The organism is Pseudomonas marginalis (assembly GCF_001645105.1).
Taxonomy (GTDB): domain Bacteria; phylum Pseudomonadota; class Gammaproteobacteria; order Pseudomonadales; family Pseudomonadaceae; genus Aquipseudomonas; species Aquipseudomonas petroselini.
This window is the reverse complement of record NZ_LKEG01000056.1, coordinates 1-22,622: the sequence shown is the minus strand read 5'-3', so window position 1 is coordinate 22,622 and position 22,622 is coordinate 1. Positions and strand designations below refer to the sequence as shown.

Sequence of the window (22,622 nt, the reverse complement as noted above, 5' to 3'; positions counted from 1 at the left end):
GCGGGAACAGGCCGGTCGAACGTCTGACCCCGTCCAGCATGTGTCATCGCCACATATGAATTTAGCTCAAGGGCATACGCGGGGCTGTGTTCAAGCCACCGGTACTGGAGAAAGAAAGCATGAGCAACTGGTTAGTAGACAAACTGATCCCTTCGATCATGCGTTCCGAGGTGAAGAAAAGCTCGGTTCCTGAAGGTCTGTGGCACAAGTGCCCATCCTGCGACGCGGTGCTGTACCGCCCGGAGCTGGAAAAGACCCTGGACGTTTGCCCCAAGTGCAACCACCACATGCGTATCGGCGCCCGCGCCCGCATCGACATTTTCCTCGATGCCGAAGGCCGTAGCGAGCTGGGCGCGGACCTGGAGCCGGTTGACCGTCTCAAGTTCCGCGACGGCAAGAAGTACAAGGACCGCCTGACCGCTGCGCAGAAGCAGACCGGTGAGAAAGACGCGCTGATTTCCGTCAGCGGTAAGCTGCTGGGCATGCCTGTCGTGGTGTCGGCGTTTGAGTTCTCGTTCATGGGCGGCTCCATGGGTGCCATCGTCGGTGAGCGCTTTGTGCGCGCCGCCAACTACGCCCTGGAAAACCGTTGCCCGATGATCTGCTTCGCCGCCTCCGGTGGCGCGCGTATGCAGGAAGCCCTGATCTCGCTGATGCAAATGGCCAAGACCTCCGCGGTACTGGCGCGTCTGCGTGAAGAAGGCATCCCGTTTATCTCCGTGCTGACCGACCCGGTCTACGGCGGCGTTTCCGCCAGCCTGGCGATGCTGGGTGACGTGATCGTCGGCGAGCCGAAGGCGCTGATCGGCTTTGCCGGCCCGCGTGTGATCGAGCAGACCGTACGTGAAAAACTGCCGGAAGGTTTCCAGCGCAGCGAGTTCCTGCTGGAGCACGGCGCGATCGACCTAATCATCCCGCGCGGTGAACTGCGTCCACGCCTGGGCAACCTGCTGGCACAGATGATGGGCCTGCCGACGCCCGTCTACGTCGCGCCTAAAGTTGAGCCGATCGTTGTGCCGCCGGTGCCTGCGAACCTATGACCCAGCGTACCCTGGGCGAGTGGCTCGCCTACCTTGAGCAGTTGCATCCGTCCGCCATCGACATGGGCCTGGAGCGCTCGCAACAGGTAGCGGCCCGCCTCGGGTTAGGCCGCCCGGCACCGCGCGTGATCACGGTGACCGGTACCAACGGCAAAGGCTCTACCTGTGCCTTTGTCGCGGCGCTGCTGCATGCCCAAGGGCTGAAAGTCGGCGTCTACAATTCCCCGCACCTGCTGCGTTACAACGAGCGGGTGCAGCTCAATGGCGTCGAAGCCACGGATGAGCAACTCTGCGAAGCCTTCGCCGCACTCGATGCGGGCCGGGGCGAGATTTCCCTGACTTACTTCGAGATGGGCACCCTGGCGGCGTTCTGGCTGTTTGAGCGTGCGCAACTGGATGTGGTGGTGCTGGAGGTCGGCCTGGGTGGGCGTCTGGACACGGTCAACGTGGTGGATGCCGATCTGGCGTTGGTCACCAGCATTGGTGTGGACCACGCCGACTACCTGGGCAATACCCGTGAATCCGTGGCCTATGAAAAAGCCGGGATCTTCCGCCAGGGCAAGCCGGCGCTGTGCGGTGACGTGGAGCCGCCGCATACCCTGCTGGATAAGGTGCGTGAGCTGGATTGCCCGTTTTTCCTGCGCGGCCGCGAATTCAACCTCGAGATCGGTGAGCAGCACTGGCAATGGTGTGGGCGCGATGCCCGTGGCCAGGCTGTAGCGTTGCACGATCTGCCGTTGCTGAACCTGCCGATGGAAAACGCCGCACTCGCGCTGCAGGCCTATCTGTTGCTGGACCTACCGTGGAACGCCGAGCAGATTGCCACCACCTTGTTGGCCACGCGCGTGGTCGGGCGGTTGGATCGCCGTGAGTTCGAATGGCAAGGCAAGCGCCTGAACCTGCTGCTGGATGTGGGGCATAACCCCCATGCGGCCGAGTACCTGGCGCAGCGGCTGTCCCGCACGCCGCCGGTCGGTCGTCGCCTTGCAGTCTTTGGTCTGCTGGCTGATAAGGATCTGGAAGGTGTGGTTGCGCCCTTGTTGGGCAATGTCCAGGCCTGGGCCGTGGCGCCGCTGGATACCCCGCGCAGCCGTCCGGCCGCTGAACTGGAAGTGGCCTTGCAGAACCTTGGTGCAGCGGTGGCGTCGTATGCAAGCGTGACCGATGCCCTTGAAGCACAGTGCGCCATTGCCACGCCCGATGATGAGATTCTGTTGTTCGGGTCATTTTATTGTGTTGCCGAGGCGCTTGAGTGGTTGGCCCGGCGCTCCACGGAGGAAGCTGCACATGGCATTACTGGATAGCGCATACAAGCAGCGAATGGTCGGAGCCTTGGTTCTGGTGGCGCTGGCGGTGATTTTCCTGCCGATGCTGTTTTCTCGCCAGGACGAAGAGCGTCAGGTGGTGGTTGAGGCTCCGGCCGCGCCACAAGCCCCGGCGGTGCCGCAGGTTCAGGTTGAGCCGGTGGTGGTGCCTGAGCCTCAGGCGTTGCCGGAAGAAGAACCCGTGCCGACCGATGATGAAGTGGCCGCGCAGCAGGCACCGTCGATGCCGGTGCAGCCCAGCGTGCCAGTGGTCAAGCCGGCGCCCGCCGCGCCGGTTGCCGCCGCCAAGCCGGCTGCGCCCGCGCCTGCACCTAAGCCGGTAGCGCCGCAACCTGCCGCACCGGGCAAGCCGGAGGTGGGGCAGAGCCGTATCGATCCGAATGGTCTGCCGATCAGTTGGTCGATTCAGGTGGCCAGTCTGGGCAATCGCGAAGGCGCCGACGCGTTGCAGAAGAAGCTGCGTAGCCAGGGCTATAACGCCTATATCCGCAGCGCCGATGGCAAGAACCGCGTGTTTATCGGGCCGCTGATCGAGCGTGCCGAGGCGGATCGCCTGCGGGACTTGCTGGATCGCCAGCAGAACCTGAAGGGGTTTGTGACCCGTTTCCAGCCTGAGCGCGGCTGATTTCGCAGCGGTTTGAGCTTGGAATGCAGTCAAGTGTGGGAGGGGGCTTGCCCCCGATGGCGATGGATCAGTCATGTGTGTATTGGCTGGCAGTCCGCTATCGGGGGTAAGTCTCCTCCCACAGTTGTTTTAGGGTGTGCTTGAAATTGGATTCACTCGCCACAAACTATTGATTTGCAAAGCAGCCGCAATCACAGCTTACCGACAGCCCAGCGCTCTGCTAAAATGCGCCGCCTCATCCGTCCGTAGGCTCAAACGTGCCATTTACCTGGGTTGATTGGGCGATTGTTGCAGTCGTCGCCATCTCCGCTTTGATCAGTCTAAGCCGCGGCTTCGTAAAAGAAGCATTGTCGTTGCTGACCTGGATCATCGCAGGAGTCGTAGCCTGGATGTTCGGCGGTTCATTGTCGGTCTACCTGGCCGGATACATCGAGACACCTTCGGCTCGCGTCATCGCGGGCTGCGCCATCATGTTCATCGCCACGCTGCTGGTGGGAGCAATGGTCAATTATCTTATTGGCGAGTTGATACGTGTCACCGGCCTCTCTGGGACCGATCGATTTCTCGGCATGGCTTTCGGCGCTGCGCGTGGCGCGTTGCTGGTGGTCGTGGCGGTCGGGCTGTTGAGCCTGGGGCCGGTACAGCAGGATTCGTGGTGGCAGGAGTCGGTACTCGTGCCAAAATTTCTATTGGTTGCAGACTGGTCCAAGAACCTCATTCTGGGGTGGAGCAGTCAGTGGCTGGCCAGCGGAATCAGCGTACCCGCTGATCTTCCGTTCAAGGAACACCTCTTGCCGGCCAAAACGCCTCAGTAAGCTGTGTTCAGTCAAGATTCATTAAGTAGGGGTTGCGTCGCATGTGTGGCATCGTCGGTATCGTCGGTAAGTCGAACGTCAATCAGGCGCTGTATGACGCGCTAACCGTCCTCCAGCACCGCGGCCAGGACGCTGCCGGTATTGTGACCAGCCACGACGGCCGGTTATTCCTGCGCAAGGATAATGGTCTGGTACGTGACGTGTTCCACCAGCGTCACATGCAGCGCCTGGTCGGGCACATGGGCATTGGTCATGTGCGTTACCCGACTGCCGGTAGCTCGACATCGGCCGAAGCTCAACCGTTTTACGTCAACTCGCCGTACGGCATCACCTTGGCGCACAACGGTAACCTGACCAACGTTGAACAACTGGCCAAGGAGATTTACGAATCTGACCTGCGCCACGTCAACACCAGTTCCGACTCTGAAGTGCTGCTCAACGTGTTCGCCCACGAGCTGGCCCAGCGCGGCAAGCTGCAGCCGACCGAAGAAGACGTGTTCGCCGCCGTCACCGACGTGCACAACCGTTGCGTGGGTGGCTACGCCGTAGTGGCCATGGTCACGGGTTATGGCATCGTCGGCTTCCGTGACCCGCACGGCATTCGTCCGATCGTGTTCGGCCAGCGTCACACCGACGAAGGCGTCGAGTACATGATCGCTTCCGAAAGCGTATCCCTGGACGTGCTGGGCTTCACCCTGATCCGCGACCTCGCGCCGGGTGAAGCGGTGTACATCACCGAAGATGGCAAGCTGCACACCCGCCAGTGCGCCGTGGCGCCGAAACTCACCCCGTGCATCTTCGAACACGTCTACCTGGCGCGTCCGGATTCGATCATTGACGGTGTTTCGGTGTACAAGGCACGTCTGCGCATGGGCGAGAAGCTGGCCGAGAAGATCCTGCGCGAGCGTCCAGAGCACGATATCGACGTGGTGATCCCGATCCCGGACACCAGCCGCACCGCTGCGCTGGAGCTGGCCAACCACCTGGGCGTCAAGTTCCGCGAAGGCTTCGTGAAGAACCGCTACATCGGCCGGACATTCATCATGCCGGGCCAGGCTGCGCGCAAGAAGTCGGTGCGCCAGAAGCTCAACGCCATCGAGCTGGAGTTTCGCGGTAAGAACGTGATGCTGGTGGATGACTCCATCGTGCGTGGCACCACCTGCAAGCAGATCATCCAGATGGCCCGCGAAGCCGGTGCGAAGAACGTGTACTTCTGTTCCGCTGCGCCTGCCGTGCGTTACCCGAACGTGTACGGTATCGACATGCCGAGCGCCCATGAACTGATCGCTCACAACCGTTCGACCCAGGACGTTGCCGACCTGATCGGCGCGGATTGGCTGATCTACCAGGACCTGCCGGACCTGATCGAAGCGGTCGGCGGTGGCAAGATCAAGATCGACCAGTTCGACTGCGCCGTGTTCGACGGCAAATACGTGACCGGTGACGTCGACGAGGCCTACCTGAACAAGATCGAGCAGGCGCGTAACGACTCGTCGAAGATCAAGACCCAGGCGGTCAGTGCGATCATCGATCTGTACAACAACTGAGTGACCACCGGCCCTGAGGGGCCGGTTTTGTATCTTAAATAAAGAATTGAGTAAGGAGTCGCAGCATGAGTCAGGAATGGGATGCCGGTCGGTTGGACAGCGACCTCGATGGCGTAGCTTTCGATACCCTGGCTGTGCGCGCCGGCCAGCACCGCACACCGGAAGGTGAGCACGGTGACCCGATGTTCTTCACCTCCAGCTATGTGTTCCGTACGGCGGCCGATGCGGCTGCGCGCTTTGCTGGCGAAGTACCGGGCAACGTGTATTCGCGTTATACCAACCCGACTGTGCGCGCGTTCGAAGAGCGTATCGCGGCGTTGGAAGGTGCTGAGCAGGCAGTGGCCACGGCCACTGGCATGGCGGCGATCCTGGCGGTGGTGATGAGCCTGTGCAGTGCCGGCGACCACGTGCTGGTGTCGCGCAGCGTGTTCGGCTCGACCATCAGCCTGTTCGAGAAGTATTTCAAGCGCTTCGGCATCGAAGTGGACTACGTGCCGCTGGCGGACCTGTCCGGCTGGGAGGCGGCGATCAAGGCCAACACCAAGCTGCTGTTCGTCGAGTCGCCCTCCAACCCATTGGCGGAGCTGGTGGATATCGCGGCGTTGTCCGAAGTGGCGCACGCCAAGGGCGCCATGCTGGTGGTCGACAACTGCTTCTGCACGCCGGCGCTGCAACAGCCGTTGAAGCTGGGCGCGGACATCGTCGTGCACTCGGCCACCAAGTTCATCGACGGCCAGGGTCGTTGCATGGGCGGTGTGGTTGCGGGTCGCAGCGAGCAGATGAAAGAAGTCGTCGGCTTCCTGCGCACGGCCGGTCCGACTTTGAGCCCGTTCAACGCCTGGATCTTCCTCAAAGGCCTGGAAACCCTCAGCCTGCGCATGAAGGCCCATTGCGCCAACGCCCAGGCGCTGGCCGAGTGGCTGGAGCAGCAGGACGGTATCGAGAAGGTGCACTACGCCGGCCTCAAGAGCCACCCGCAACACGCGTTGGCCCAGCGCCAGCAACGAGGTTTCGGCGCCGTGGTGAGCTTCGAAGTGAAGGGTGGCAAAGACGGGGCCTGGCGCTTTATCGATGCGACCCGCCTGATCTCTATCACCGCCAATCTAGGGGATAGCAAGACCACCATTACCCACCCGAGCACCACGTCCCACGGTCGCCTGGCGCCGCAGGAGCGTGAGGCGGCGGGTATCCGTGACAGTCTGATCCGCATCGCGGTCGGCCTCGAAGACGTGGCTGACTTGCAAGCTGACCTGGCTCGCGGGCTGGCTGCCTTGTGATCGAGTGGTCCATGGAAGCTGCGGCCGCCAGTAACGGGCGTGTTGCGCTGGTCACGGGCGCGGCGCGTGGCATAGGCCTCGGGATTGCCGCGTGGCTGATCAGCGAAGGCTGGCAAGTGGTGTTGACCGACCTGGACCGCGAGCGCGGTTCCAAGGTGTCCAAGGCGCTGGGTGAGAATGCTTGGTTTATCAGCATGGACGTGGCTGACGAGAAGCAAGTCGCCCAAGGTGTCGCCGAGGTATTGGGGCAGTTTGGGCGCCTGGACGCCTTGGTCTGCAACGCAGCGGTGGCGGACCCGCGCAATATGACCCTGGAAAGCCTGGACCTGGCCTACTGGAATCGTGTGCTGGCCGTGAACCTCAGTGGGCCGATGTTATTGGCCAAGCACTGTGCGCCGTATCTGCGGGCTCATGGTGGCGCCATCGTCAACCTGGCGTCGACCCGGGCTCGCCAGTCGGAGCCGGACACCGAGGCCTACGCGGCGAGCAAGGGTGGCCTGTTGGCCCTCACGCATGCCTTGGCGATGAGCCTGGGGCCGGAAGTGCGGGTCAATGCGGTCAGCCCTGGCTGGATCGATGCGCGTGATCCTGCAGCGCGTCGTGCCGAGCCGTTGAGTGACGCCGATCATGCCCAGCATCCGGCGGGCAGGGTGGGCACCGTGGAGGACGTGGCGGCGATGGTGGCGTGGCTGCTGTCGCGTCAGGCGGGGTTTGTCACCGGGCAAGAGTTCGTGGTGGACGGTGGCATGAGTAAGAAGATGATTTACAGCGAGTAGAGCGGATAGCCGTCTTGAAGCCATTTTGTCTTTTTCAGAAAAACTTCAAGCGGGCTATTGACTTAGGTCCGCTACCTGCGTAAATTTCGCGGCCTCAACGAAGCAAAGGGTGATTAGCTCAGCTGGGAGAGCATCTGCCTTACAAGCAGAGGGTCGGCGGTTCGATCCCGTCATCACCCACCACTTCTTGAGAGTTTTGCCCCAGGGCAAGACGCAACGTTAAAGGTTGCACCGNGCGCAGCGGTAGTTCAGTCGGTTAGAATACCGGCCTGTCACGCCGGGGGTCGCGGGTTCGAGTCCCGTCCGCTGCGCCATATTTTCCAGGTTCGATTCGTCGGGCTTGAGATCGAACAGCCAAGGCTGATCGGTCAGATGTTTAAAGACGGTTGAGGCTTTGAGCTCAGCTGGTCAAGCGATACGCAGCGGTAGTTCAGTCGGTTAGAATACCGGCCTGTCACGCCGGGGGTCGCGGGTTCGAGTCCCGTCCGCTGCGCCATATCTGCCTCAAGGCCCACTGAACGCCTTGAAGCACAAAGAAAGCCGTTGGCTACTTTGATCCGATAGCAAAGACCCTGGTCGAAAGACCGGGGTTTTTTGTGTCTGCGATTTGGCTCGGGGTGCGCCTCCATCAAACGGTGGGAGCAAGTGCGCTCCCACGATTGAGTTGGCTCAAAACCCCAGTTTATCTCGCAGCCCGTAATACCAGGCCCCCAACGCCGCGAACGGGGTGCGCAGCAGTTGCCCGCCCGGGAACGGATAGTGCGGCAGGTCGGCAAACGCATCAAAGCGCTCTGCCTGGCCTCTGAGTGCCTCCGCCAGTACCTTGCCCGCCAGGTGCGTATACGTTACGCCATGACCACTGCAGCCCTGTGAATAGTAGATGTTGTCGCCCAGGCGACCCACCTGCGGCAAGCGCGACAGGGTCAGCAGGAAGTTGCCGGTCCAGGCGTAGTCAATCTTTACGTCCTTGAGCTGCGGAAACGCCTTGAGCATCTTCGGCCGGATGATCGCCTCGATGTTCGCCGGGTCGCGCGCGCCATACACCACGCCACCGCCGAAGATCAGGCGCTTATCGTTGGTGAGGCGGTAGTAGTCGAGCAGGTAGTTGCAGTCTTCGACGCAGTAGTCCTGCGGCAGCAGCGTTTTTGCCAGTTCGTCGCCCAAGGGGGCGGTGGTGATCACTTGTGTGCCGCACGGCATCGACTTGGCCGCCAGCTCCGGAACGAGATTGCCCAGGTAGGCATTGCCTGCGACGATGATGAACTTGGCCCTGACCTTGCCTTCGGCGGTGTGCACCACCGGGTTGGCGCCGCGCTCGATTCGCACCGCTGCCGATTGCTCGTAGATCGTACCGCCCAGAGACTCCACGGCTGCCGCTTCGCCGAGAGCCAGGTTGAGGGGATGGATGTGCCCGCCACTCATGTCCAGCAAACCGCCCACATAGTTGTCACACGCCACTACTTCGCGGATACGGCGCTCGTCCAGCAACTCCAGTTGCGTGTGGCCGTAGCGCTCCCACAGGCGCTTCTGTGACTCCAGGTGGCCCATGTGCTTGCTGTTGAGCGCGGCGAACACACCGCCGTCCTTCAGGTCGCATTGGATCTGATACTTGGCCACCCGCTCGCGGATGATCCTGCCGCCCTCAAACGCCATCTCCCCCAGCAGTTGTGCCTGTTTGGGCCCGACGCTGCGTTCGATCACATCGATATCACGGCTGTAGCTGTTGACGATCTGCCCGCCGTTGCGGCCCGAGGCGCCAAAACCCACCTTGGCGGCTTCCAGCACCGTTACGCGAAAACCGTTCTCCAGCAGGAACAACGCACTGGAAAGACCGGTGTAGCCGGCGCCAATCACGCACACATCGGTTTCGACTTCGCCTTGCAGCACGGGGCGAGGTGGAACGGCATTCGCGGAAGCGGCGTAATACGACTGGGGGTAGGGGGTGTTCGCCATCCTGCAACCTCTGTTTTATATTTTTTACGAGTGCGCCGATCCTACCTGAGTTGAAAATTGCCTGCCAGCCACCCGAAATCCGCAGGTGTGCTCCACGCAAATAAAAAATTCGCATATTCATAGGGTTAGCTGCAAAAAAGATGTTGACACCCCTCCGGAATTCCGTAAAATGCCGCCTCACAGCAGGCACGTAGCTCAGTTGGTTAGAGCACCACCTTGACATGGTGGGGGTCGTTGGTTCGAGTCCAATCGCGCCTACCAAACAAAATCCGCTCTGCTGGGCGGTCTAGAAGGGCTCACCGAAAGGTGGGCCCTTTTTTGTTGCTTGTGATTTGAAAAACGTTTGCAAGCGCCAATCAAAAAGGAAGATGGTCATGGCGAGTAAAAAACTTGAATCGTTCCGGGCGTGGTTTACGCCGAAGCGCCGTCGAGGAGCAGGCGGTGCTTTATTGATTATGTGGATCATCGGACTGGTTGCGTATCCAAGCAACCGCTGGCTCTATGTGATGATTCCAGCGGTGATTTTTTTCTTCAGCGCCTGGCCGCCTGAGGTTCAGGATAAACGTTGAAGCACAGCGCCACCCACCGAGTTGGCTCACTCAACGTCGCGTCAACACGCTTTCCCCCGCCTGCGCCGGTAACCGATACACGTCCACCAGCGCCAACATCCCCAACACGGCGACCCCGACAAACGCTACCCGAAAATCCGTGACCTGGGCTTGAACGTCATGCCCCTGCACGCTCATGGACGCGCGCAACAACAAGGCCGCCACCGTTACGCCCATGCTCATGGCCAGTTGGAACGACATGCTGAACAACGCCGACGCTTCGCTCATCCGCGCTTTCGGCACGTCGGCGAAGCCAATCGAGTTGTAGCAGGTGAACTGCATCGAGCGTGACAGGCCGCCGACGAACAACACCGCTGCAATCACTGCCAATGGCGTCTGCGCCGTGAACAAGGCGCAGGCAGCAATTGACACCACCCCGATCACCCCATTGAGCATCAGCACCTTGCGAAACCCGAAGCGCTGCATGAGGGTCGTGGTAAATGGCTTCATCACCAGGTTACCGGCGAATACCGCCAGCACCAACAGACCCGCGTCCATTGGCGATAAGCCGAAGGCGACCTGGAACAGCAACGGCAGCAGGAAGGGCAGGGCACTGATGGCCAGGCGGAACAGTGAGCCGCCGTAGATGCTGACGCGGAAGGTATTGATGGAGAGGGTTTCCAGCGGCAACAACGAATCGGGGTAATGCCGGCAATGGTGCACTGCCCACACCGACAGCAGCAGGCCTGCCGCCACCAGCCCGACACCAGGGATGAGCATTTCGCCAGCTTGGCTGCCCAGCCATTCCAGCCCGCCGAGCAGCGCCACGCAGGCGCCTGCCAGCAGCACAAAGCCCTTGGCGTCGAACTTGCGTACGCTGGCCTCGCGGCCTTCAGGCACCAACCACAGCGCGGCGATCAATGCCAATGCGCCTAAGGGCAGGTTCACGTAGAAGATCCACGGCCACGAGGCATGGGTGACGATCAACCCACCTGCCAATGGACCCAGAATCGGTGCGACCAGCCCTGGCCAGGTGATGATCGCGATCATTTTTACCAAGTCTTTTTTGTCGGTATTGCGCAGCACCGCCAAACGCCCCACAGGCACCATCAGCGCGCCACCGATGCCTTGCAGGACGCGGGCAAACACGAACATCTCAAGGTTCTGGCTCAGGCCGCAAAGCAGTGACGCGAGGGTAAAGACGATGATCGCACCGGCAAATACCCGGCGCGCCCCAAATCGGTCGGCGATCCAGCTGGACAGCGGTATGAAGATCGCCACGGCGAGTAGGTAGGCGGTGATGCCGATGTTCATGTCGACCGGCGTCACGCCGAAGGCCGATGCCATGGTCGGCAGGGCGGTAGCTATCACCGTGGCATCGAGGTTTTCCATGAAGAAGGTCACGGCGACCACCAAGGCAATCAGGCGGGTTTGTACGCTGAGACCGGTGTCGGCGCGGGTATCTGAAGGGGGTGTAGTCACCGATGCAGGCCCTTGTTCAGTGAAGGTCGCTTGGGCCTGACAATACCGGGTGGCCGTCTCAGCCGCTATCTCCGAGGAAAATCTGCAGCAACACCGGTTCAACGACCACCACCCCTTCAAGCCGCCTGTACGCCAAACCGATGTGCTTCCCGATACATTCGAGACATGCGCGCTCGGTGACGGCTTACTTGGCCTTGGCGTTCTTGATGTCGCTGATCATCTGCTTGGCAATGGCCTGTACTTGCTTCTGTGTCATGGCCGAGGCAATCCCTTCCCAGGCGGACGATGACGTGTCGTAGGTACGCGAGCCAATGGGCGCGCCAGTCTTCAGGTCTGAGTAGTCGGCGCGGGAGAACACCCAGGCGTTGCCGACCAGCGCACCGGCGACGTACCGCGAGCCCGGTTCGATGTAACGGAACTTGCTCACATTGATGCTGATGCCGACACCCTCTTCGCCACTCGGCGTCACCGAGGCACTTGGCGTGACGTTGAAACCTGCCTGGCGGGCTTCCACCTGGAGTGCGTTGTTCCAGTCACGGGTCAGTAGGTTCCAGTCCGGGTTTTGCTCGACCTGGCTATCGCCTTTGATGCTGACCACCAGGTTTTGCTTGGCGGCTTCCGGGATGGCCAGTGCGACGCTGCCGCCGCTTTTGACCTTGGCGGCACATCCGCCCAGCATGGACAACGCCACAGCGCAGGAGAGAGCGATCAGGACCTTTTGGGTTTTCATAGAATTTCCATATCCACAGCAGTAATGGGGAGGCGTGTGCTGATTTGAGGCGCACGCCTCATAAAACAGGCGGCGCTAAGATGCGCGAATCCCTGCTGGTCTGTCCACATCTCGTTACATGCGCGCGCTTCAATCGCCCACAAAATTTATTGGTTCGCAGCAACAACTTTTCTTGTTGGACACCTCCCGCTCTCAGGCAGCAAAGTTGCCGCCACTGACGCTCACCCTTTCGGGTCAACAATAAAAAACCGAGCCGACTGCACGCCACTTCCTGCTGTGAACCCTTTGTTCACATCCTGCTGTAATGGCGCCGCAGCGCGCACTTAAGGACCTCACCGCCATGCAAACTGTTGTGAACTTATGGCCGTTGATCGGCGTACTTGTGATCGTGGTTGGCTTCGTTTTGCGCTTCAACCCGCTGTTGGTGGTCACCGCCGCCGCTATCGCCACCGGGCTTGCCGCCCATTTTCCGCTGGAAAAAATCCTCGCCACCATGGGCGATGGCTTCCTTCAGACCCGTGCCCTGCAATTGATTCTGTTATTGCCCCTGGCGGTCATCGGCCTGCTGGAGCGCCATGGGTTGCGCCTGCATGCGCAGAACTGGATTGCACGGTTCGAGCGCGCCACCGTGGGGCGCTTGTTGATCATCTATCTGTTTGTGCGTGAATCCACGGCGGCCATGGGCTTGACCAGCCTGGGCGGGCACCCGCAGATGGTGCGTCCGCTGCTGGCACCGATGGCCGAGGGTGCGGCGGAAAAGCGCTACGGCAAACTGCCGGACAAACTGCGTCACAAGGTGCTGGCCATGTGCGCCGCGACGGACAACGTCGGCCTGTTTTTTGGTGAAGATATTTTTGTCGCCTTTGGTGCGATCGCGTTGATGCACACCTTCCTGCTCGGCTCGGGAATTGATGTGGAGCCGCTGCATATTGCGGTATGGGGTATTCCTACGGCGATCTGCGCTTTCATCATCCATGCCATTCGCCTGCATCGGTTCGACCGACGGTTGACCCGTGAGATGACGCCGGCCGCCACGGCTGTGGAGGCCGCGCAATGATCATTTCCATTCAATACCTGTACTGGCTGGCCGGGGTTTTGCTGTTGATCACGGCGGGTATGATCCTGTTGGACAGGACCCACCCTAAACGCTGGTCCACTGCTTTGTTCTGGCTGTTGTTCGCCATTCCATTCCTGGTGGGGGAGCGCCTGCCGTCGGTGGTCATTGGCGCTGGCGTAGTGGTGATGGCGTTGATCGCAGGTTTAGGCGGTGTCGGCCGTGGCACGCATGTCGAGCTGCATGACAAGGCGTCCCGTGCCAGTGCCGGTCGGCTGGGTCACAAGCTGTTTATCCCGGCGCTGGCCATTCCGCTGACCACGGTGATCGGCTCGGTAGTGCTCAAGCACACCGAGATCGGTGGCGTACCGCTGTTGGACCCGAAAAACACCACCTTCGTCTCCCTCGGTATCGGCTGCCTGATCGCCCTTGGCCTGGCCTGCTGGCTGACCCGCGATACGCCGGTGCAAGCCTTGCGCGAATCCCGGCGCCTGACAGAAGCCCTGGGCTGGGCCATGGTGCTTCCGCAAATGTTGGCGATGCTTGGCTTGCTGTTTAACGAGGCCGGCGTTGGTACGGCTGTCGCGCATGTGACCACGACCTATATCAACTTGGATTTCAAGTTAGTGGCGGTGATGGTCTACGTGCTGGGCATGGCGTTGTTTACAGTGATCATGGGTAATGGTTTCGCGGCTTTCCCGGTGATGACCGGCGGTGTCGGCGTGCCGGTGCTGGTGGGTATCTACGGCGGCAATCCAGCAGTGATGGCAGCCATCGGCATGTTCTCCGGCTACTGCGGTACCCTGATGACCCCTATGGCGGCCAACTTCAATATCGTTCCGGCGGCGTTGCTCGAACTGCCCGACAAGAACGCGGTGATCAAGGCCCAACTGCCGACCGCGCTGATGATGCTGGTGGTCAATATTGTGCTGCTTTATCTGTTGATGTGAGGCCGAGATGCGAATTGTACTGCTGACGGGTTTCGAGCCCTTTGATCAAGACCCGGTGAATCCGTCCTGGGAGGCGGTGCGCCAATTGGAGGGGGTGCAACTGGCTGATGATGTGCAAATTATTGCGCGTCGACTGCCCTGCGCGTTTGCCACGGCGGGCGCGCGCCTGGCCCAGTTGATCGACGAATTGCATCCGGAGATGGTGATTGCTACCGGCCTGGGGCCGGGGCGGAGCGATATTTCCATCGAACGGGTGGCGATCAATGTCAACGATGCACGCATTCCCGATAACCTGGGCGAGCAACCGATTGATACGGCGGTGGCGCCTGACGGCCCGGCGGCCTATTTCACGACCCTGCCGATCAAGGCGATGGTCAGGGCCGTGCGCGGGGCGGGGATTGCCGCCTCGGTATCGCAGACGGCCGGCACGTTTGTGTGTAATCAGGTGTTTTATTTATTGCAGCATGCTTTGGCCGCGACGGCCGTACGCAGTGGGTTTATCCATGTACCGTATCTGCCGGAGCAGGTGATGGGTTCGCAGCGGCCCTCGATGGCGCTGGAGACAATGGTCGCCGGATTGCACGCCGCCGTACTGGCGGCGTGGCAAACACCGGTGGATGCGAAAGAAGCGGGCGGGCAGGTCAGCTGACCGGCCCGACGCGTCTCAACCGGCAAACAGTCGGGTGAGCCCGAAGGTGATGGCGCAAGCCAGGCCTGTCATTGCGAATGCGGTTGCCACGTACCACTTGATAAGGTTCAGTTCAGTGGTTGCCAGGTCTGCCTTGGAAGCGAAGTGCTTATCCATGGAGTCTGCCCGGCCCGAAACGGTGATCAGCTTCTCTTTCATCTCAGCCAGCCCCTTTTCCAGTACACCCAATCGTATTTCCATTCCTGAATCTCCATGTTCGCTGTTGCAGGCTCAGCCTTGAGCCAGAATGTGCTTGAGAAGCGAGCGTAGTGTGGCGTGAGTCCAACGTTAAGAGGCAAACCTTTGCAAAATAACACCAGCCTTCTACGGCGAGTCCTCCCGCCGTGGAAAGAACAGCTCAAAGCACGTGACCCCCGCTTCACTGCTCACACTGTACCGTCCGTTATGCAGCTGCATGATGGTCGCCACAATCGACAAGCCCAATCCGTTGGACTGAGCCGAGCGTTCCCGTGACTCATCTACTCGGTAAAACCGTTCGAACAGTCGCGGCAGGTGCTCGGCTGCAATGGTTTCGCCTCGATTGCTGACCCTCAGGTGAATGCCTTCGGCATTGGGCACCGCCTGGATCACCAGTTCAGTACACGGCGCACCATATTTAATGGCGTTGGCGCACAGGTTTGCCAGGGCCCTGCGCAGCAGCATCGGCTCCGCCCAGATCACCCCTTCACCTTCGGCGTGAATGCTGATCTGCGCATCACCCGCCAAACCTTCAAAGTAGTCGGCGATGCGTTCTACCTCATCCGCTGCACTCAGCTCCTGACGCTGGCGCAGCGCGCTGGCCGGGTCGGTCCTGGCCAGGAACAGCATGTTGTCGAGCATCCGCGCCAGGCGTTCAAGTTCTTCGACATTAGATGCCAGCAGTTGCTGATAGCTCTCGATGCTACGGCTCTGTTGCAGCGCGACCTGGGTTTCTCCCAGCAGATTGTTGATGGGCGTGCGCAGTTCGTGGGCCATGTCGGTGGACACCTGGCCCAATTGAACGAAACCCTTGGCCAGGCGCTCGAGCATGGTGTTGAACGAGTCGATCATCGGCAGCAGTTCTTTCGGTGCGTCGTGGCTGTCGAGGCGTTCGGCGAGGTTACCGACGCCGATGCCTTGGGCGTGTCGGGCCAGACGGCGCAATGGCAAAAGCCCGCGATGAACCAGCAGGTAACCCACCACGGCCAGGATGATTGCGGCCATGCTCGCCAGGATATAAACGCTCAAGCGATAGCTGGCGAGCACGGCGGTGCGCTCGGTCATCAGGCGCCCCGTAGTGACTTGCAGGCTGCCCAGGTCGCCGGAGTCGATGGAGGCCGCGACGGTGGCGAAGGGCACGCCATTGATGCTGGGAAAATGGTGCACGTCGGCGAACGTCAGTGCGTGGTTCTTGGGGACCGGAGGCACGGATGGCAGTTCGATATTGCCAGGGTTGACCGTCAGCAGCGGCTTTTGCCCCGGTGCGACAATCCTCAGTACCGACTCGCGGTTGCCCAGCATGTTCTGGAACAGTTCCGGCTTGGTTTTGATCAGGTCCAGGGTATTGCTGTCATTGAGCAGGTTGCGCAATTGATCGATGCGGTTGATCAAGGCTGCGTCGTCACGCATGATCAACTCCCGCTCCAGCTCGCGGTACAGCGCCACGCCCAAGGTCGCCAGCAGCGCGAAGGCGAGCAGGGCGAAGATTAACGCCAAGCGCAGGGTCAGGGAGTAGTGACGGCGCTTATTCATGGTTGGGTATCGAAACGGTAGCCGATGCCACGCACGCTGTGGATCAGCTTGAGCTGGAAAGGGTCGTCGATTTTCAAGCGCAGGCGCCGCACGGCCACGTCTACCACGTTGGTGTCGCTGTCGAAATTCATGTCCCACACCCGCGATGCGATCAGCGAGCGGGAGAGCACCTGGTCCTGGTGAGTCGCGAACAGATGCAGCAAGGCGAACTCTTTGTTGGTCAAGGTGATGCGGGTGCCGGCGCGGGTGACGCGACGCTTCAGCACGTCGATTTGCAGGTCGGCGATCTGCAACTGCTCCTCTTCGCGGCTTGGCCCGCGGCGGGTCAGGGTGCGCAAGCGTGCTACCAGTTCAGCGAAGGAAAAGGGCTTGATCAAGTAGTCATCGGCGCCCAGTTCCAGGCCCTTGATACGGTCAGCGATGTCGTCGCGGGCCGTCAGAAAAAGTACCGGCGTGTCGGCTTCCTTGCGCAGACGGCGCAGCACTTCCCAGCCGTCCATTTTCGGCATCATCACATCCAGCACGATGACGTCGAACGGCGTTTCCAGGGCTTGGTGCAAGCCGTCTACACCGTCGCGGGCGAGGCTGACGGAGTAGCCCAGTTCCTGCAGGCCGTTGAGCAGGTAATTGCCGGCCTTGGGTTCGTCTTCGACGACGAGAATGTTCATGGGAAGTGCCCTGTCTCAGTGCGTGGCGCAAGTGTAGCGCGATCAATTGTCACTGGCGCAACCGATGCCTTGGACCTGGTAGTCCAGCACGTGCTCGCGGCCTTGGCTGTCCAGATAGTCGAGTCGCGCCGGGACGATGCCGCATTGGCCGTAGGTGTCGGTGCTCGACAACACTTTGGCCACGTCCAGGTGTACGAAGAAGCCGGTTTTGTCGTGGATCACCGGTTCAGCAGCCAGTACGGAGCCGGTAGCGAGTAACGCGGCAAAGCCGAGGATAAACAGTTTCATGGTGGTCTCTCTTTTAAAGGGGTGGCCGCCGGTTCGTGGCGGTGAATTCACAGTAACCAGGCGCCTCGAACAGCCAACCAACAGGAGGATGACAAGTTTGTAATGCAGTGTTTTTTAATGCAGGGCTTCGGGCGGGCGGCCAGAGGCTTCGAGGATCAGGTCGGTGATTTCCTTGGCGTGGGACACCAGCGACAAGTGGCTCGACGGCAACTCGATGGTCGTGGCGTTCATGCGCTTGGCGAGGAAGCGCTCGAGGTCCGGGTTGATCGTCTGGTCATTCGCCGACACCGCATACCAGGACGGCTTGGTGTGCCAGGCAGCATTGACGGTGCGCCCGCTGAACAGGGTCTTGGTGATGGGTTGCTGCACGGCGTACAACGCCAGGGCCTTGGCCTGCGGTACATCGGCGGCGAAGTACTTGAGGAAGGCGTCCTGGCTCAAGGTGAGGTAGCCGTCGTGATCTTCAACGCCAGCCCGCACCGGCATGCTCGGGTACTGGGCGTAGAGCGCGACGAAGTCTTCATTGGCGTCCGGTGCGCGGGCGGCCACGTACACCAGGGCGCTGACTTTCGGGTCGACTCCGGCATCGCTTACTACCGTACCGGCGTAGGAATGGCCGACCAGCACGGTAGGGCCGTCCTGTTGGTCCAGCACACGTTTGGTGGCGGCGACATCGTCGGCCACCGAGGTCAGCGGGTTCTGCACGGCGGTGACGTGCAGGCCGGCGGCCTGGAGGCGGGTGATCACCTCGGACCAACTCGAGCCGTCAGCCCAGGAACCGTGCACCAGCACTACGTTATTGGCGTTGACCGACGCGACAGTGCCGGCCAGTGCCGTGCCCAGCATCAGCAGGCTGGCGGCGATCAGGCAGAGTTTGCTTGCAGGTTTCATGGGGTACCCCTTTTCATCAGTAGGAAGTGGCGTCATCCGGTGAGGGCGACTGACGACTCCACTGTATGAAGTGAGGGTGCCGACAAGACTTACAGCTTGATTACAAACCTGTAATGCAATCGATGTCGGTAGCGTTTACAAGCACCGACGTGATCCGTAGATTGCACCGGGCTCATCATTTGTCACCGCCTATGAGGAACCGCACAGTGTCGATCCGAGGTCCCGCCGTATTCAACCGCCGTTACCGTGCCTTTCTGTTTGATATGGATGGGACTTTGCTCAACTCCATCGCCGCCGCCGAGCGGGTGTGGAGCATCTGGGCTGAACGCCATGGCCTGGAGGTGGCAGCGTTTTTGAAGACCATTCACGGTGCCCGCGCGATTGACACCATCACGCGTCAGGCACTGCCTGGCGTCGACCCCGAGGTTGAGGCGCAATGGATTACCGAGGCTGAACTCAATGATGTCGAGGGGGTTGTAGCGATTCCCGGTGCCGTCGCGTTTCTGAGCAGCTTGCCGGGTGACCAATGGGCGCTGGTCACCTCTGCACCCCGGGAATTGGCGTTGCGTCGACTGCAAGCGGCGGGCATTGCGCCGCCGGCGGTGCTGGTCACGGCCGAAGATGTGGCCATCGGCAAGCCGAACCCCGACTGTTACGTGCTGGGTGCGCAACGTTTGGGTGTACCGGTGCGGGAGTGCCTGGTATTTGAAGATGCGACGGTGGGCATTCGTGCGGGAGAAGCGGCGGGGGCGGACGTGATGGTCGTGACGTCGACGCATCACACGCCGATGGTTACCGAACATCCTTCGATTGACAGTTACGCGCAGCTAAACGTACAGCGCGACGCGCAAGGCTTGTTGTACGTCCAGAACGCGGTGGGCTGATACGAAAAGGCCGAGCCCGTTACCGGTCTCGGCCTTGTTCCAGGCTGGCTGGGTCGGGGGGTTGCATTCGGTTATTCCTAATGCCCTGGCGTGACAGCACCATCTCCCTGAGGATTTCATTCGCCAGCCGCGCAATCGCTTCGGCACCACGATAATGCGCGCGCACGATTCCGGTAATTGCGAAATGGTCGGTTTCCGGGCCGCTGAGCACGGCTGAAAGAGTCCCGTCGGCGTGCAACGTGCAGGTCACTTGATAGCTGGGCAGGCGGGCTGCCAGTGCCGATTCGATTTGGGATTTACTCAGGGTGTCCATCTGCTTGCGCGCCTTTTACGGAGGGGGCACGCCCAAGCATAGGTGCTGTTGCGGCGCTGTAAATACCGGCGATCTAATTACGGAGAACGACGCTTCAGCGTGTCGTTTGTCCATTAGTCCGTCGACACAATCTACGCTGCACGGTCTTCTGGATGGGCTTGAGACAAAACAGGAACAGGTACCCGCAGAGCATCAGCGTCAGGTCCAGCCAGGAGTGGGGTTCGGCAGAACCCGTGTCTTCTATTGCACACCTTAAGGCATAAGCCAGTCCGAGGAAGGCCAGCCCTATCAATAAGGCGATCATCCAAGACCTGTAGGCAAATGGTGGTGCGTTCGTAGGCCTCATCGACGTGCTCCTGAATGCACACGAATGGCGGGGGTGTCAGTCAGGAGATTCGGCTGTAAATGAAACAACAAGTTCCAGGCGTGAAGACAGTTTCATCTTTCCATGAAGATGAACACATCGGCGAGGTCAATCACGCAACAACACAAGATCAGTCCGAAGGCGTTTTCGCCAGCCGTTACAGTGAACGAAAGGGCTGGCTACTGAGGGGGCTTCAAGGCGTCTGGTTTTTGTCCGGAGCGGTCAGGCCAGCCTGGATGCGCTGGTAGATCTCCTCGCGATGCACGGCAACATCCTTGGGTGCGTTGATGCCGATTCGTACTTGCTGGCCGCTGACGCCCAGGATGGTGATCGTGATGTCATCACCGATGTTTATGCTTTCACCAACTTTGCGGGTGAGTATAAGCATGGACTTCTCCTTGATTACTTTTAAGGACACATGTTTCAGACAGGGCAGGTGTCGGATGTGTGTAGCTTACTGCTAAGCGCTTCCCTGTGACTGCCTCTTTTAGGACGCATAGAGGCGACATTAATTCCCATGGCGGCATCATACAGGTCTGCGATACATCATTCGCATTGTTTAAGCCAATGTTTATGACGGCCAGAATAGACAGTGAATGATAAAGTCGCCTCTTTATCTTTTAAGGAGCAGGGCAGTGCGTAAAGTAGCGATGGCAATTGCGGTGTTGGCATTGGCCGGTTGCGGTGAAGGCAAAAGCGTCGAGGCGCCCAAGGCCAAGCCTGCCGTGACTGAAAGCCAGCCCCAGACCGGTGCGATTGCCGCCCAGGAATGGGACGTGTGGGTAGGCCCGCCTGACCACAAGTTACAGGCGATCACCGACCTGACGGCCTGGTTGCTGGAGCACGGTTTCAATTTCTACATCGTGAAAGTGGACGGCAAGGACGAAGTCCTCCTGGGGCCGTTCGCAACCAAGGCTGAGGCTGAGGCCAAGCAGACGCTGCTCAACGAGAAGATGGCGCGCGCCAAGAAAACAGACACGATCTCAGAGGTCGTTGAGCATAAAACCGCGCAGTAACGGCCTGGCGGGGCGCAAGTCCCGCCCACGTTCAACCGCAGGCTTTCAGGTTCACCGGGCCGACAAACTCATTGCCACGCCCCATCACACACGCCACGGTCTGGTTGCGCTGGCGCTCCCAGGCCTGCACCGGGTAGGTCTTGTTCCAGGCTTCGTACAACTGGCGATCCTGTTTTGACAGGCGCAAGCCGTACTGCTTGCTCATGTAGAAATACGTGCGAGCGATCATTCCCCGAATGGAAGGGCGTGGCATCACCTTCTTGGCCTTGAAGTCCACTTGGGTCAGGCATGAACCGTACTGCCCGCTTTGCACCGGCAGCCAGCCAAAACTGAAGTTGTTACGGTCACCGTTGACCTGATTATCCGATAAGACACCGCATTGACATTTTTACTGAGAATACTTAAAACCTAGTAAAATCAACGGTTTTAGTCGGGGTTAACGTGTCATTTAAATCACCAAAATCTTGTCAACGTTGACATTTTGACCCTTCAGCGCAGCCGAATTTATATCCGACGAACGGTAGGGCTGTATTCGGATCCGGATGTACGTCCGTTCAAAAATGAGCCCATCCGACTCCCTCATCTGTTCATATCTCTGCCAGAGCTTTCCACTCCGTCCGCACAGATTTCTCTAGGCGAACCCTGCCTACGTCGCCTGAAAATGTCCCCAATTCCACCTGATGAGAATGCGAGTTTCGGTCGACGCAACCTGACGATGCCCCTATTCGTTCCTGAGGAAATGATGGTGAAGCGGCTACTGATTTCACCACCACCATCATTTAACAAACAGAAACTCAGCCGTCAGATTTTCGATTCCAAAGCCGGCGCAAGGTGGAACCCGGAATTCCGAGCTCCTTTGCGGCCTGCGACTGACTGAATCCTCGTGCTTTCAGATCCTGAACCGCCAGCCATTTTTTGCGGGCCTCTTTGACCACTGCTGTTGTCAAAGGCTGAGGTTCGGTGGGCAGTTGCACGTCTGCGAGACCCAAGGTTTCGACTTCTGCCAGAGAAGCCAGGAGAACCTCACGCACTGTGCGTTTTTCGTGAGATGCGACAGCAAGTGAGAGAAGGGTGATGGGCTCTACTTTGAGGGCAGCAGCGATCTGAACACTCATATCGACTGTGGCTGAATTCTTGGCGAGTTCGAGGCTACTTATGTTTGCTTGAGTCAGTGAGCCAGCGAGGTTTGCCTGGAGCAGCCCTTTCTGAGTGCGTAGCAGTCGAAGCACTGCCGCGTAGGAGTGGCGCAGAGACATCCAATGATCCCCATAAAAGCAGACGGTATGCCGTGTTTGCCTATAGCCACACAAACATATATATTTGTATTGGTGGCGCTTTGCTCCTGAAGGCGCTTTAATTTACGAATATTGTCGAGATAGGCGGTGGTGGGTGGTTAGTCCCAAGGAGAATGGATTGCTGGGGCAGGAGGGCATTGAGCTGCGAGGTTCCGAGCTCCCCCTTGATGAAGCCATCGCTTTGGCCAGAAATCGCTACAAATGGATGCCCCTATGCGCCGTCGAGGAGTGGATCGTCCTAGATGCCATCGTCACCGACGAAGAGCGAGCCAAAGTAGCCGCCGCAGGCTGCCAACCAATGTTTATGTTTGCCCACAAGGTCGTGGATGACGAGCAGAGACGTTTTGAACCTGGCCACTGGG

General features: G+C 59.9%; 26 protein-coding genes, 4 tRNA genes and 1 pseudogene. 18 read left to right on the top strand and 13 right to left on the bottom strand.

Features of this window, described 5'->3' with window-relative positions; translation table 11 throughout:
- Positions 1–119 precede the first annotated feature (119 nt).
- The 10 genes from accD (at position 120) to AO064_RS26870 (ending at position 7,901) form a co-directional block, all read left to right on the top strand.
- On the top strand, positions 120–1,040 hold the full coding sequence (accD, locus tag AO064_RS26915) for an acetyl-CoA carboxylase, carboxyltransferase subunit beta (RefSeq protein ID WP_015884968.1): 921 nt from the start codon (positions 120–122) through the stop codon (positions 1,038–1,040).
- Positions 1,037–2,344: a bifunctional tetrahydrofolate synthase/dihydrofolate synthase gene (folC, locus tag AO064_RS26910; RefSeq protein ID WP_064055139.1), complete on the top strand. Its 1,308-nt coding sequence runs from the start codon at positions 1,037–1,039 to the stop codon at positions 2,342–2,344. Before accD ends, folC begins: the two co-directional genes overlap by 4 nt.
- Entirely contained in the window at positions 2,328–2,990 is a 663-nt protein-coding gene (locus tag AO064_RS26905; protein ID WP_043205659.1) for an SPOR domain-containing protein, read from the top strand. The genes folC and AO064_RS26905 overlap by 17 nt, the downstream gene beginning before the upstream one ends.
- A 257-nt stretch (positions 2,991–3,247) precedes the next feature.
- The gene (locus tag AO064_RS26900) at positions 3,248–3,805 is read left to right on the top strand and encodes a CvpA family protein (RefSeq protein WP_015884966.1); all 558 of its coding nucleotides are present in this window, start codon (positions 3,248–3,250) and stop codon (positions 3,803–3,805) included.
- Between the two features lie 41 nt (positions 3,806–3,846).
- On the top strand, positions 3,847–5,352 hold the full coding sequence (gene purF / locus AO064_RS26895) for an amidophosphoribosyltransferase (RefSeq protein ID WP_015884965.1): 1,506 nt from the start codon (positions 3,847–3,849) through the stop codon (positions 5,350–5,352).
- Between the two features lie 65 nt (positions 5,353–5,417).
- The gene (locus AO064_RS26890) at positions 5,418–6,629 is read left to right on the top strand and encodes an O-succinylhomoserine sulfhydrylase (protein WP_014719150.1); all 1,212 of its coding nucleotides are present in this window, start codon (positions 5,418–5,420) and stop codon (positions 6,627–6,629) included.
- An 11-nt stretch (positions 6,630–6,640) separates the two neighbouring features.
- Entirely contained in the window at positions 6,641–7,405 is a 765-nt protein-coding gene (locus tag AO064_RS26885; protein WP_064055138.1) for an SDR family oxidoreductase, read from the top strand.
- Between the two features lie 107 nt (positions 7,406–7,512).
- Positions 7,513–7,588 (top strand) — tRNA-Val (locus AO064_RS26880).
- A 54-nt stretch (positions 7,589–7,642) separates the two neighbouring features.
- A tRNA-Asp gene (locus AO064_RS26875) sits at positions 7,643–7,719 on the top strand.
- Positions 7,720–7,824: 105 nt separating this feature from the next.
- Positions 7,825–7,901: transfer RNA gene (locus AO064_RS26870), tRNA-Asp, on the top strand.
- 173 nt (positions 7,902–8,074) lie between these two features.
- Here the strand turns inward: AO064_RS26870 and AO064_RS26865 are convergent.
- Positions 8,075–9,358, bottom strand: coding sequence for an NAD(P)/FAD-dependent oxidoreductase (locus AO064_RS26865; protein WP_064055137.1), 1,284 nt, complete (start codon positions 9,356–9,358; stop codon positions 8,075–8,077).
- Positions 9,359–9,542: 184 nt separating this feature from the next.
- On the opposite strand from AO064_RS26865, the gene AO064_RS26860 reads away from it, so the two are divergent.
- Both AO064_RS26860 and AO064_RS26855 read left to right on the top strand, forming a co-directional pair.
- Positions 9,543–9,619: transfer RNA gene (locus AO064_RS26860), tRNA-Val, on the top strand.
- 113 nt (positions 9,620–9,732) lie between these two features.
- Positions 9,733–9,927, top strand: coding sequence for a hypothetical protein (locus AO064_RS26855; RefSeq protein WP_043205656.1), 195 nt, complete (start codon positions 9,733–9,735; stop codon positions 9,925–9,927).
- Between the two features lie 30 nt (positions 9,928–9,957).
- Here the strand turns inward: AO064_RS26855 and AO064_RS26850 are convergent, their stop codons facing one another.
- Together AO064_RS26850 and AO064_RS26845 are read right to left on the bottom strand one after the other, a co-directional pair.
- Positions 9,958–11,388 carry a DHA2 family efflux MFS transporter permease subunit gene (locus AO064_RS26850; protein WP_082893990.1) on the bottom strand — a complete coding sequence of 477 codons (1,431 nt, stop codon included), beginning with the start codon at positions 11,386–11,388 and terminating at the stop codon, positions 9,958–9,960.
- Positions 11,389–11,572: 184 nt separating this feature from the next.
- Positions 11,573–12,118 carry a DUF4410 domain-containing protein gene (locus AO064_RS26845; protein WP_015884961.1) on the bottom strand — a complete coding sequence of 182 codons (546 nt, stop codon included), beginning with the start codon at positions 12,116–12,118 and terminating at the stop codon, positions 11,573–11,575.
- A gap of 340 nt (positions 12,119–12,458) precedes the next feature.
- Here AO064_RS26845 and AO064_RS26840 point away from each other — a divergent pair, with 340 nt between their 5' ends.
- From AO064_RS26840 to pcp, 3 genes are read left to right on the top strand one after another with little or no spacing between them, the layout of a single operon-like run.
- Positions 12,459–13,175 carry a DUF969 domain-containing protein gene (locus AO064_RS26840; protein ID WP_015884960.1) on the top strand — a complete coding sequence of 239 codons (717 nt, stop codon included), beginning with the start codon at positions 12,459–12,461 and terminating at the stop codon, positions 13,173–13,175.
- Positions 13,172–14,122 (top strand): DUF979 domain-containing protein, encoded by a 951-nt coding sequence (locus tag AO064_RS26835; RefSeq protein ID WP_015884959.1) that lies wholly within the window; start codon positions 13,172–13,174, stop codon positions 14,120–14,122. The genes AO064_RS26840 and AO064_RS26835 overlap by 4 nt, the downstream gene beginning before the upstream one ends.
- A 7-nt stretch (positions 14,123–14,129) precedes the next feature.
- Entirely contained in the window at positions 14,130–14,771 is a 642-nt protein-coding gene (gene pcp, locus AO064_RS26830) for a pyroglutamyl-peptidase I (RefSeq protein ID WP_064055136.1), read from the top strand.
- A 15-nt stretch (positions 14,772–14,786) separates the two neighbouring features.
- Here the strand turns inward: pcp and AO064_RS26825 are convergent, their stop codons facing one another.
- The 5 genes from AO064_RS26825 to AO064_RS26805 form a co-directional block, all read right to left on the bottom strand.
- Entirely contained in the window at positions 14,787–15,011 is a 225-nt protein-coding gene (locus tag AO064_RS26825; protein ID WP_064055135.1) for a hypothetical protein, read from the bottom strand.
- Positions 15,012–15,134: 123 nt separating this feature from the next.
- Positions 15,135–16,541, bottom strand: coding sequence for a heavy metal sensor histidine kinase (locus AO064_RS26820; protein ID WP_064055134.1), 1,407 nt, complete (start codon positions 16,539–16,541; stop codon positions 15,135–15,137).
- On the bottom strand, positions 16,538–17,209 hold the full coding sequence (locus tag AO064_RS26815; protein ID WP_015884955.1) for a heavy metal response regulator transcription factor: 672 nt from the start codon (positions 17,207–17,209) through the stop codon (positions 16,538–16,540). The genes AO064_RS26820 and AO064_RS26815 overlap by 4 nt, the downstream gene beginning before the upstream one ends.
- Before the next feature lie 42 nt (positions 17,210–17,251).
- Positions 17,252–17,497: a DUF2790 domain-containing protein gene (locus AO064_RS26810; RefSeq protein ID WP_046035329.1), complete on the bottom strand. Its 246-nt coding sequence runs from the start codon at positions 17,495–17,497 to the stop codon at positions 17,252–17,254.
- Between the two features lie 114 nt (positions 17,498–17,611).
- Positions 17,612–18,388, bottom strand: a complete 777-nt coding sequence (locus AO064_RS26805; protein ID WP_064055133.1) for an alpha/beta fold hydrolase — start codon at positions 18,386–18,388, stop codon at positions 17,612–17,614.
- 206 nt (positions 18,389–18,594) lie between these two features.
- Here AO064_RS26805 and AO064_RS26800 point away from each other — a divergent pair, with 206 nt between their 5' ends.
- A complete protein-coding gene (locus AO064_RS26800; protein ID WP_064055132.1) occupies positions 18,595–19,272 on the top strand; it encodes an HAD family hydrolase in 678 nt (225 codons plus the stop codon).
- A gap of 19 nt (positions 19,273–19,291) precedes the next feature.
- On the opposite strand, the gene AO064_RS26795 is transcribed toward AO064_RS26800, so the two are convergent.
- The 3 genes from AO064_RS26795 to csrA form a co-directional block, all read right to left on the bottom strand.
- Positions 19,292–19,585 carry a hypothetical protein gene (locus tag AO064_RS26795; RefSeq protein WP_015884951.1) on the bottom strand — a complete coding sequence of 98 codons (294 nt, stop codon included), beginning with the start codon at positions 19,583–19,585 and terminating at the stop codon, positions 19,292–19,294.
- A 94-nt stretch (positions 19,586–19,679) separates the two neighbouring features.
- Complete coding sequence (locus AO064_RS31410; protein ID WP_015884950.1) at positions 19,680–19,931, bottom strand: hypothetical protein; 252 nt, start codon at positions 19,929–19,931, stop codon at positions 19,680–19,682.
- A 211-nt stretch (positions 19,932–20,142) separates the two neighbouring features.
- A complete protein-coding gene (gene csrA, locus AO064_RS26785) occupies positions 20,143–20,337 on the bottom strand; it encodes a carbon storage regulator CsrA (RefSeq protein ID WP_003192511.1) in 195 nt (64 codons plus the stop codon).
- A 262-nt stretch (positions 20,338–20,599) separates the two neighbouring features.
- Here csrA and AO064_RS26780 point away from each other — a divergent pair, with 262 nt between their 5' ends.
- Positions 20,600–20,965: a hypothetical protein gene (locus tag AO064_RS26780; protein ID WP_043205649.1), complete on the top strand. Its 366-nt coding sequence runs from the start codon at positions 20,600–20,602 to the stop codon at positions 20,963–20,965.
- Positions 20,966–20,996: 31 nt separating this feature from the next.
- On the opposite strand, the pseudogene AO064_RS26775 reads toward AO064_RS26780, so the two are convergent.
- Positions 20,997–21,338: pseudogene (locus tag AO064_RS26775) on the bottom strand (endonuclease); the annotation flags it as partial.
- A 421-nt stretch (positions 21,339–21,759) separates the two neighbouring features.
- Complete coding sequence (locus AO064_RS26770) at positions 21,760–22,221, bottom strand: helix-turn-helix domain-containing protein (RefSeq protein WP_064055131.1); 462 nt, start codon at positions 22,219–22,221, stop codon at positions 21,760–21,762.
- Between the two features lie 157 nt (positions 22,222–22,378).
- Here AO064_RS26770 and AO064_RS31090 point away from each other — a divergent pair.
- A partial coding sequence (locus AO064_RS31090; protein WP_082893989.1) for a DUF6957 family protein occupies positions 22,379–22,622 on the top strand: 244 nt, incomplete at its 3' end.

Bases quoted from the DNA above. Each gene is read 5' to 3' on its own strand.
- accD (WP_015884968.1), top strand. From the start codon at position 120: ATGAGCAACTGGTTAGTAGACAAACTGATCCCTTCGATCATGCGTTCC.
- folC (WP_064055139.1), top strand. From the start codon at position 1,037: ATGACCCAGCGTACCCTGGGCGAGTGGCTCGCCTACCTTGAGCAGTTG.
- AO064_RS26905 (WP_043205659.1), top strand. From the start codon at position 2,328: ATGGCATTACTGGATAGCGCATACAAGCAGCGAATGGTCGGAGCCTTG.
- purF (WP_015884965.1), top strand. From the start codon at position 3,847: ATGTGTGGCATCGTCGGTATCGTCGGTAAGTCGAACGTCAATCAGGCG.
- AO064_RS26890 (WP_014719150.1), top strand. From the start codon at position 5,418: ATGAGTCAGGAATGGGATGCCGGTCGGTTGGACAGCGACCTCGATGGC.
- AO064_RS26885 (WP_064055138.1), top strand. From the start codon at position 6,641: ATGGAAGCTGCGGCCGCCAGTAACGGGCGTGTTGCGCTGGTCACGGGC.
- AO064_RS26865 (WP_064055137.1), bottom strand. From the start codon at position 9,358: ATGGCGAACACCCCCTACCCCCAGTCGTATTACGCCGCTTCCGCGAAT.
- AO064_RS26855 (WP_043205656.1), top strand. From the start codon at position 9,733: ATGGCGAGTAAAAAACTTGAATCGTTCCGGGCGTGGTTTACGCCGAAG.
- AO064_RS26845 (WP_015884961.1), bottom strand. From the start codon at position 12,118: ATGAAAACCCAAAAGGTCCTGATCGCTCTCTCCTGCGCTGTGGCGTTG.
- AO064_RS26840 (WP_015884960.1), top strand. From the start codon at position 12,459: ATGCAAACTGTTGTGAACTTATGGCCGTTGATCGGCGTACTTGTGATC.
- AO064_RS26835 (WP_015884959.1), top strand. From the start codon at position 13,172: ATGATCATTTCCATTCAATACCTGTACTGGCTGGCCGGGGTTTTGCTG.
- pcp (WP_064055136.1), top strand. From the start codon at position 14,130: ATGCGAATTGTACTGCTGACGGGTTTCGAGCCCTTTGATCAAGACCCG.
- AO064_RS26825 (WP_064055135.1), bottom strand. From the start codon at position 15,011: ATGGAAATACGATTGGGTGTACTGGAAAAGGGGCTGGCTGAGATGAAA.
- AO064_RS26820 (WP_064055134.1), bottom strand. From the start codon at position 16,541: ATGAATAAGCGCCGTCACTACTCCCTGACCCTGCGCTTGGCGTTAATC.
- AO064_RS26815 (WP_015884955.1), bottom strand. From the start codon at position 17,209: ATGAACATTCTCGTCGTCGAAGACGAACCCAAGGCCGGCAATTACCTG.
- AO064_RS26810 (WP_046035329.1), bottom strand. From the start codon at position 17,497: ATGAAACTGTTTATCCTCGGCTTTGCCGCGTTACTCGCTACCGGCTCC.
- AO064_RS26805 (WP_064055133.1), bottom strand. From the start codon at position 18,388: ATGAAACCTGCAAGCAAACTCTGCCTGATCGCCGCCAGCCTGCTGATG.
- AO064_RS26795 (WP_015884951.1), bottom strand. From the start codon at position 19,585: ATGGACACCCTGAGTAAATCCCAAATCGAATCGGCACTGGCAGCCCGC.
- AO064_RS31410 (WP_015884950.1), bottom strand. From the start codon at position 19,931: ATGAGGCCTACGAACGCACCACCATTTGCCTACAGGTCTTGGATGATC.
- csrA (WP_003192511.1), bottom strand. From the start codon at position 20,337: ATGCTTATACTCACCCGCAAAGTTGGTGAAAGCATAAACATCGGTGAT.
- AO064_RS26780 (WP_043205649.1), top strand. From the start codon at position 20,600: ATGGCAATTGCGGTGTTGGCATTGGCCGGTTGCGGTGAAGGCAAAAGC.
- AO064_RS26770 (WP_064055131.1), bottom strand. From the start codon at position 22,221: ATGTCTCTGCGCCACTCCTACGCGGCAGTGCTTCGACTGCTACGCACT.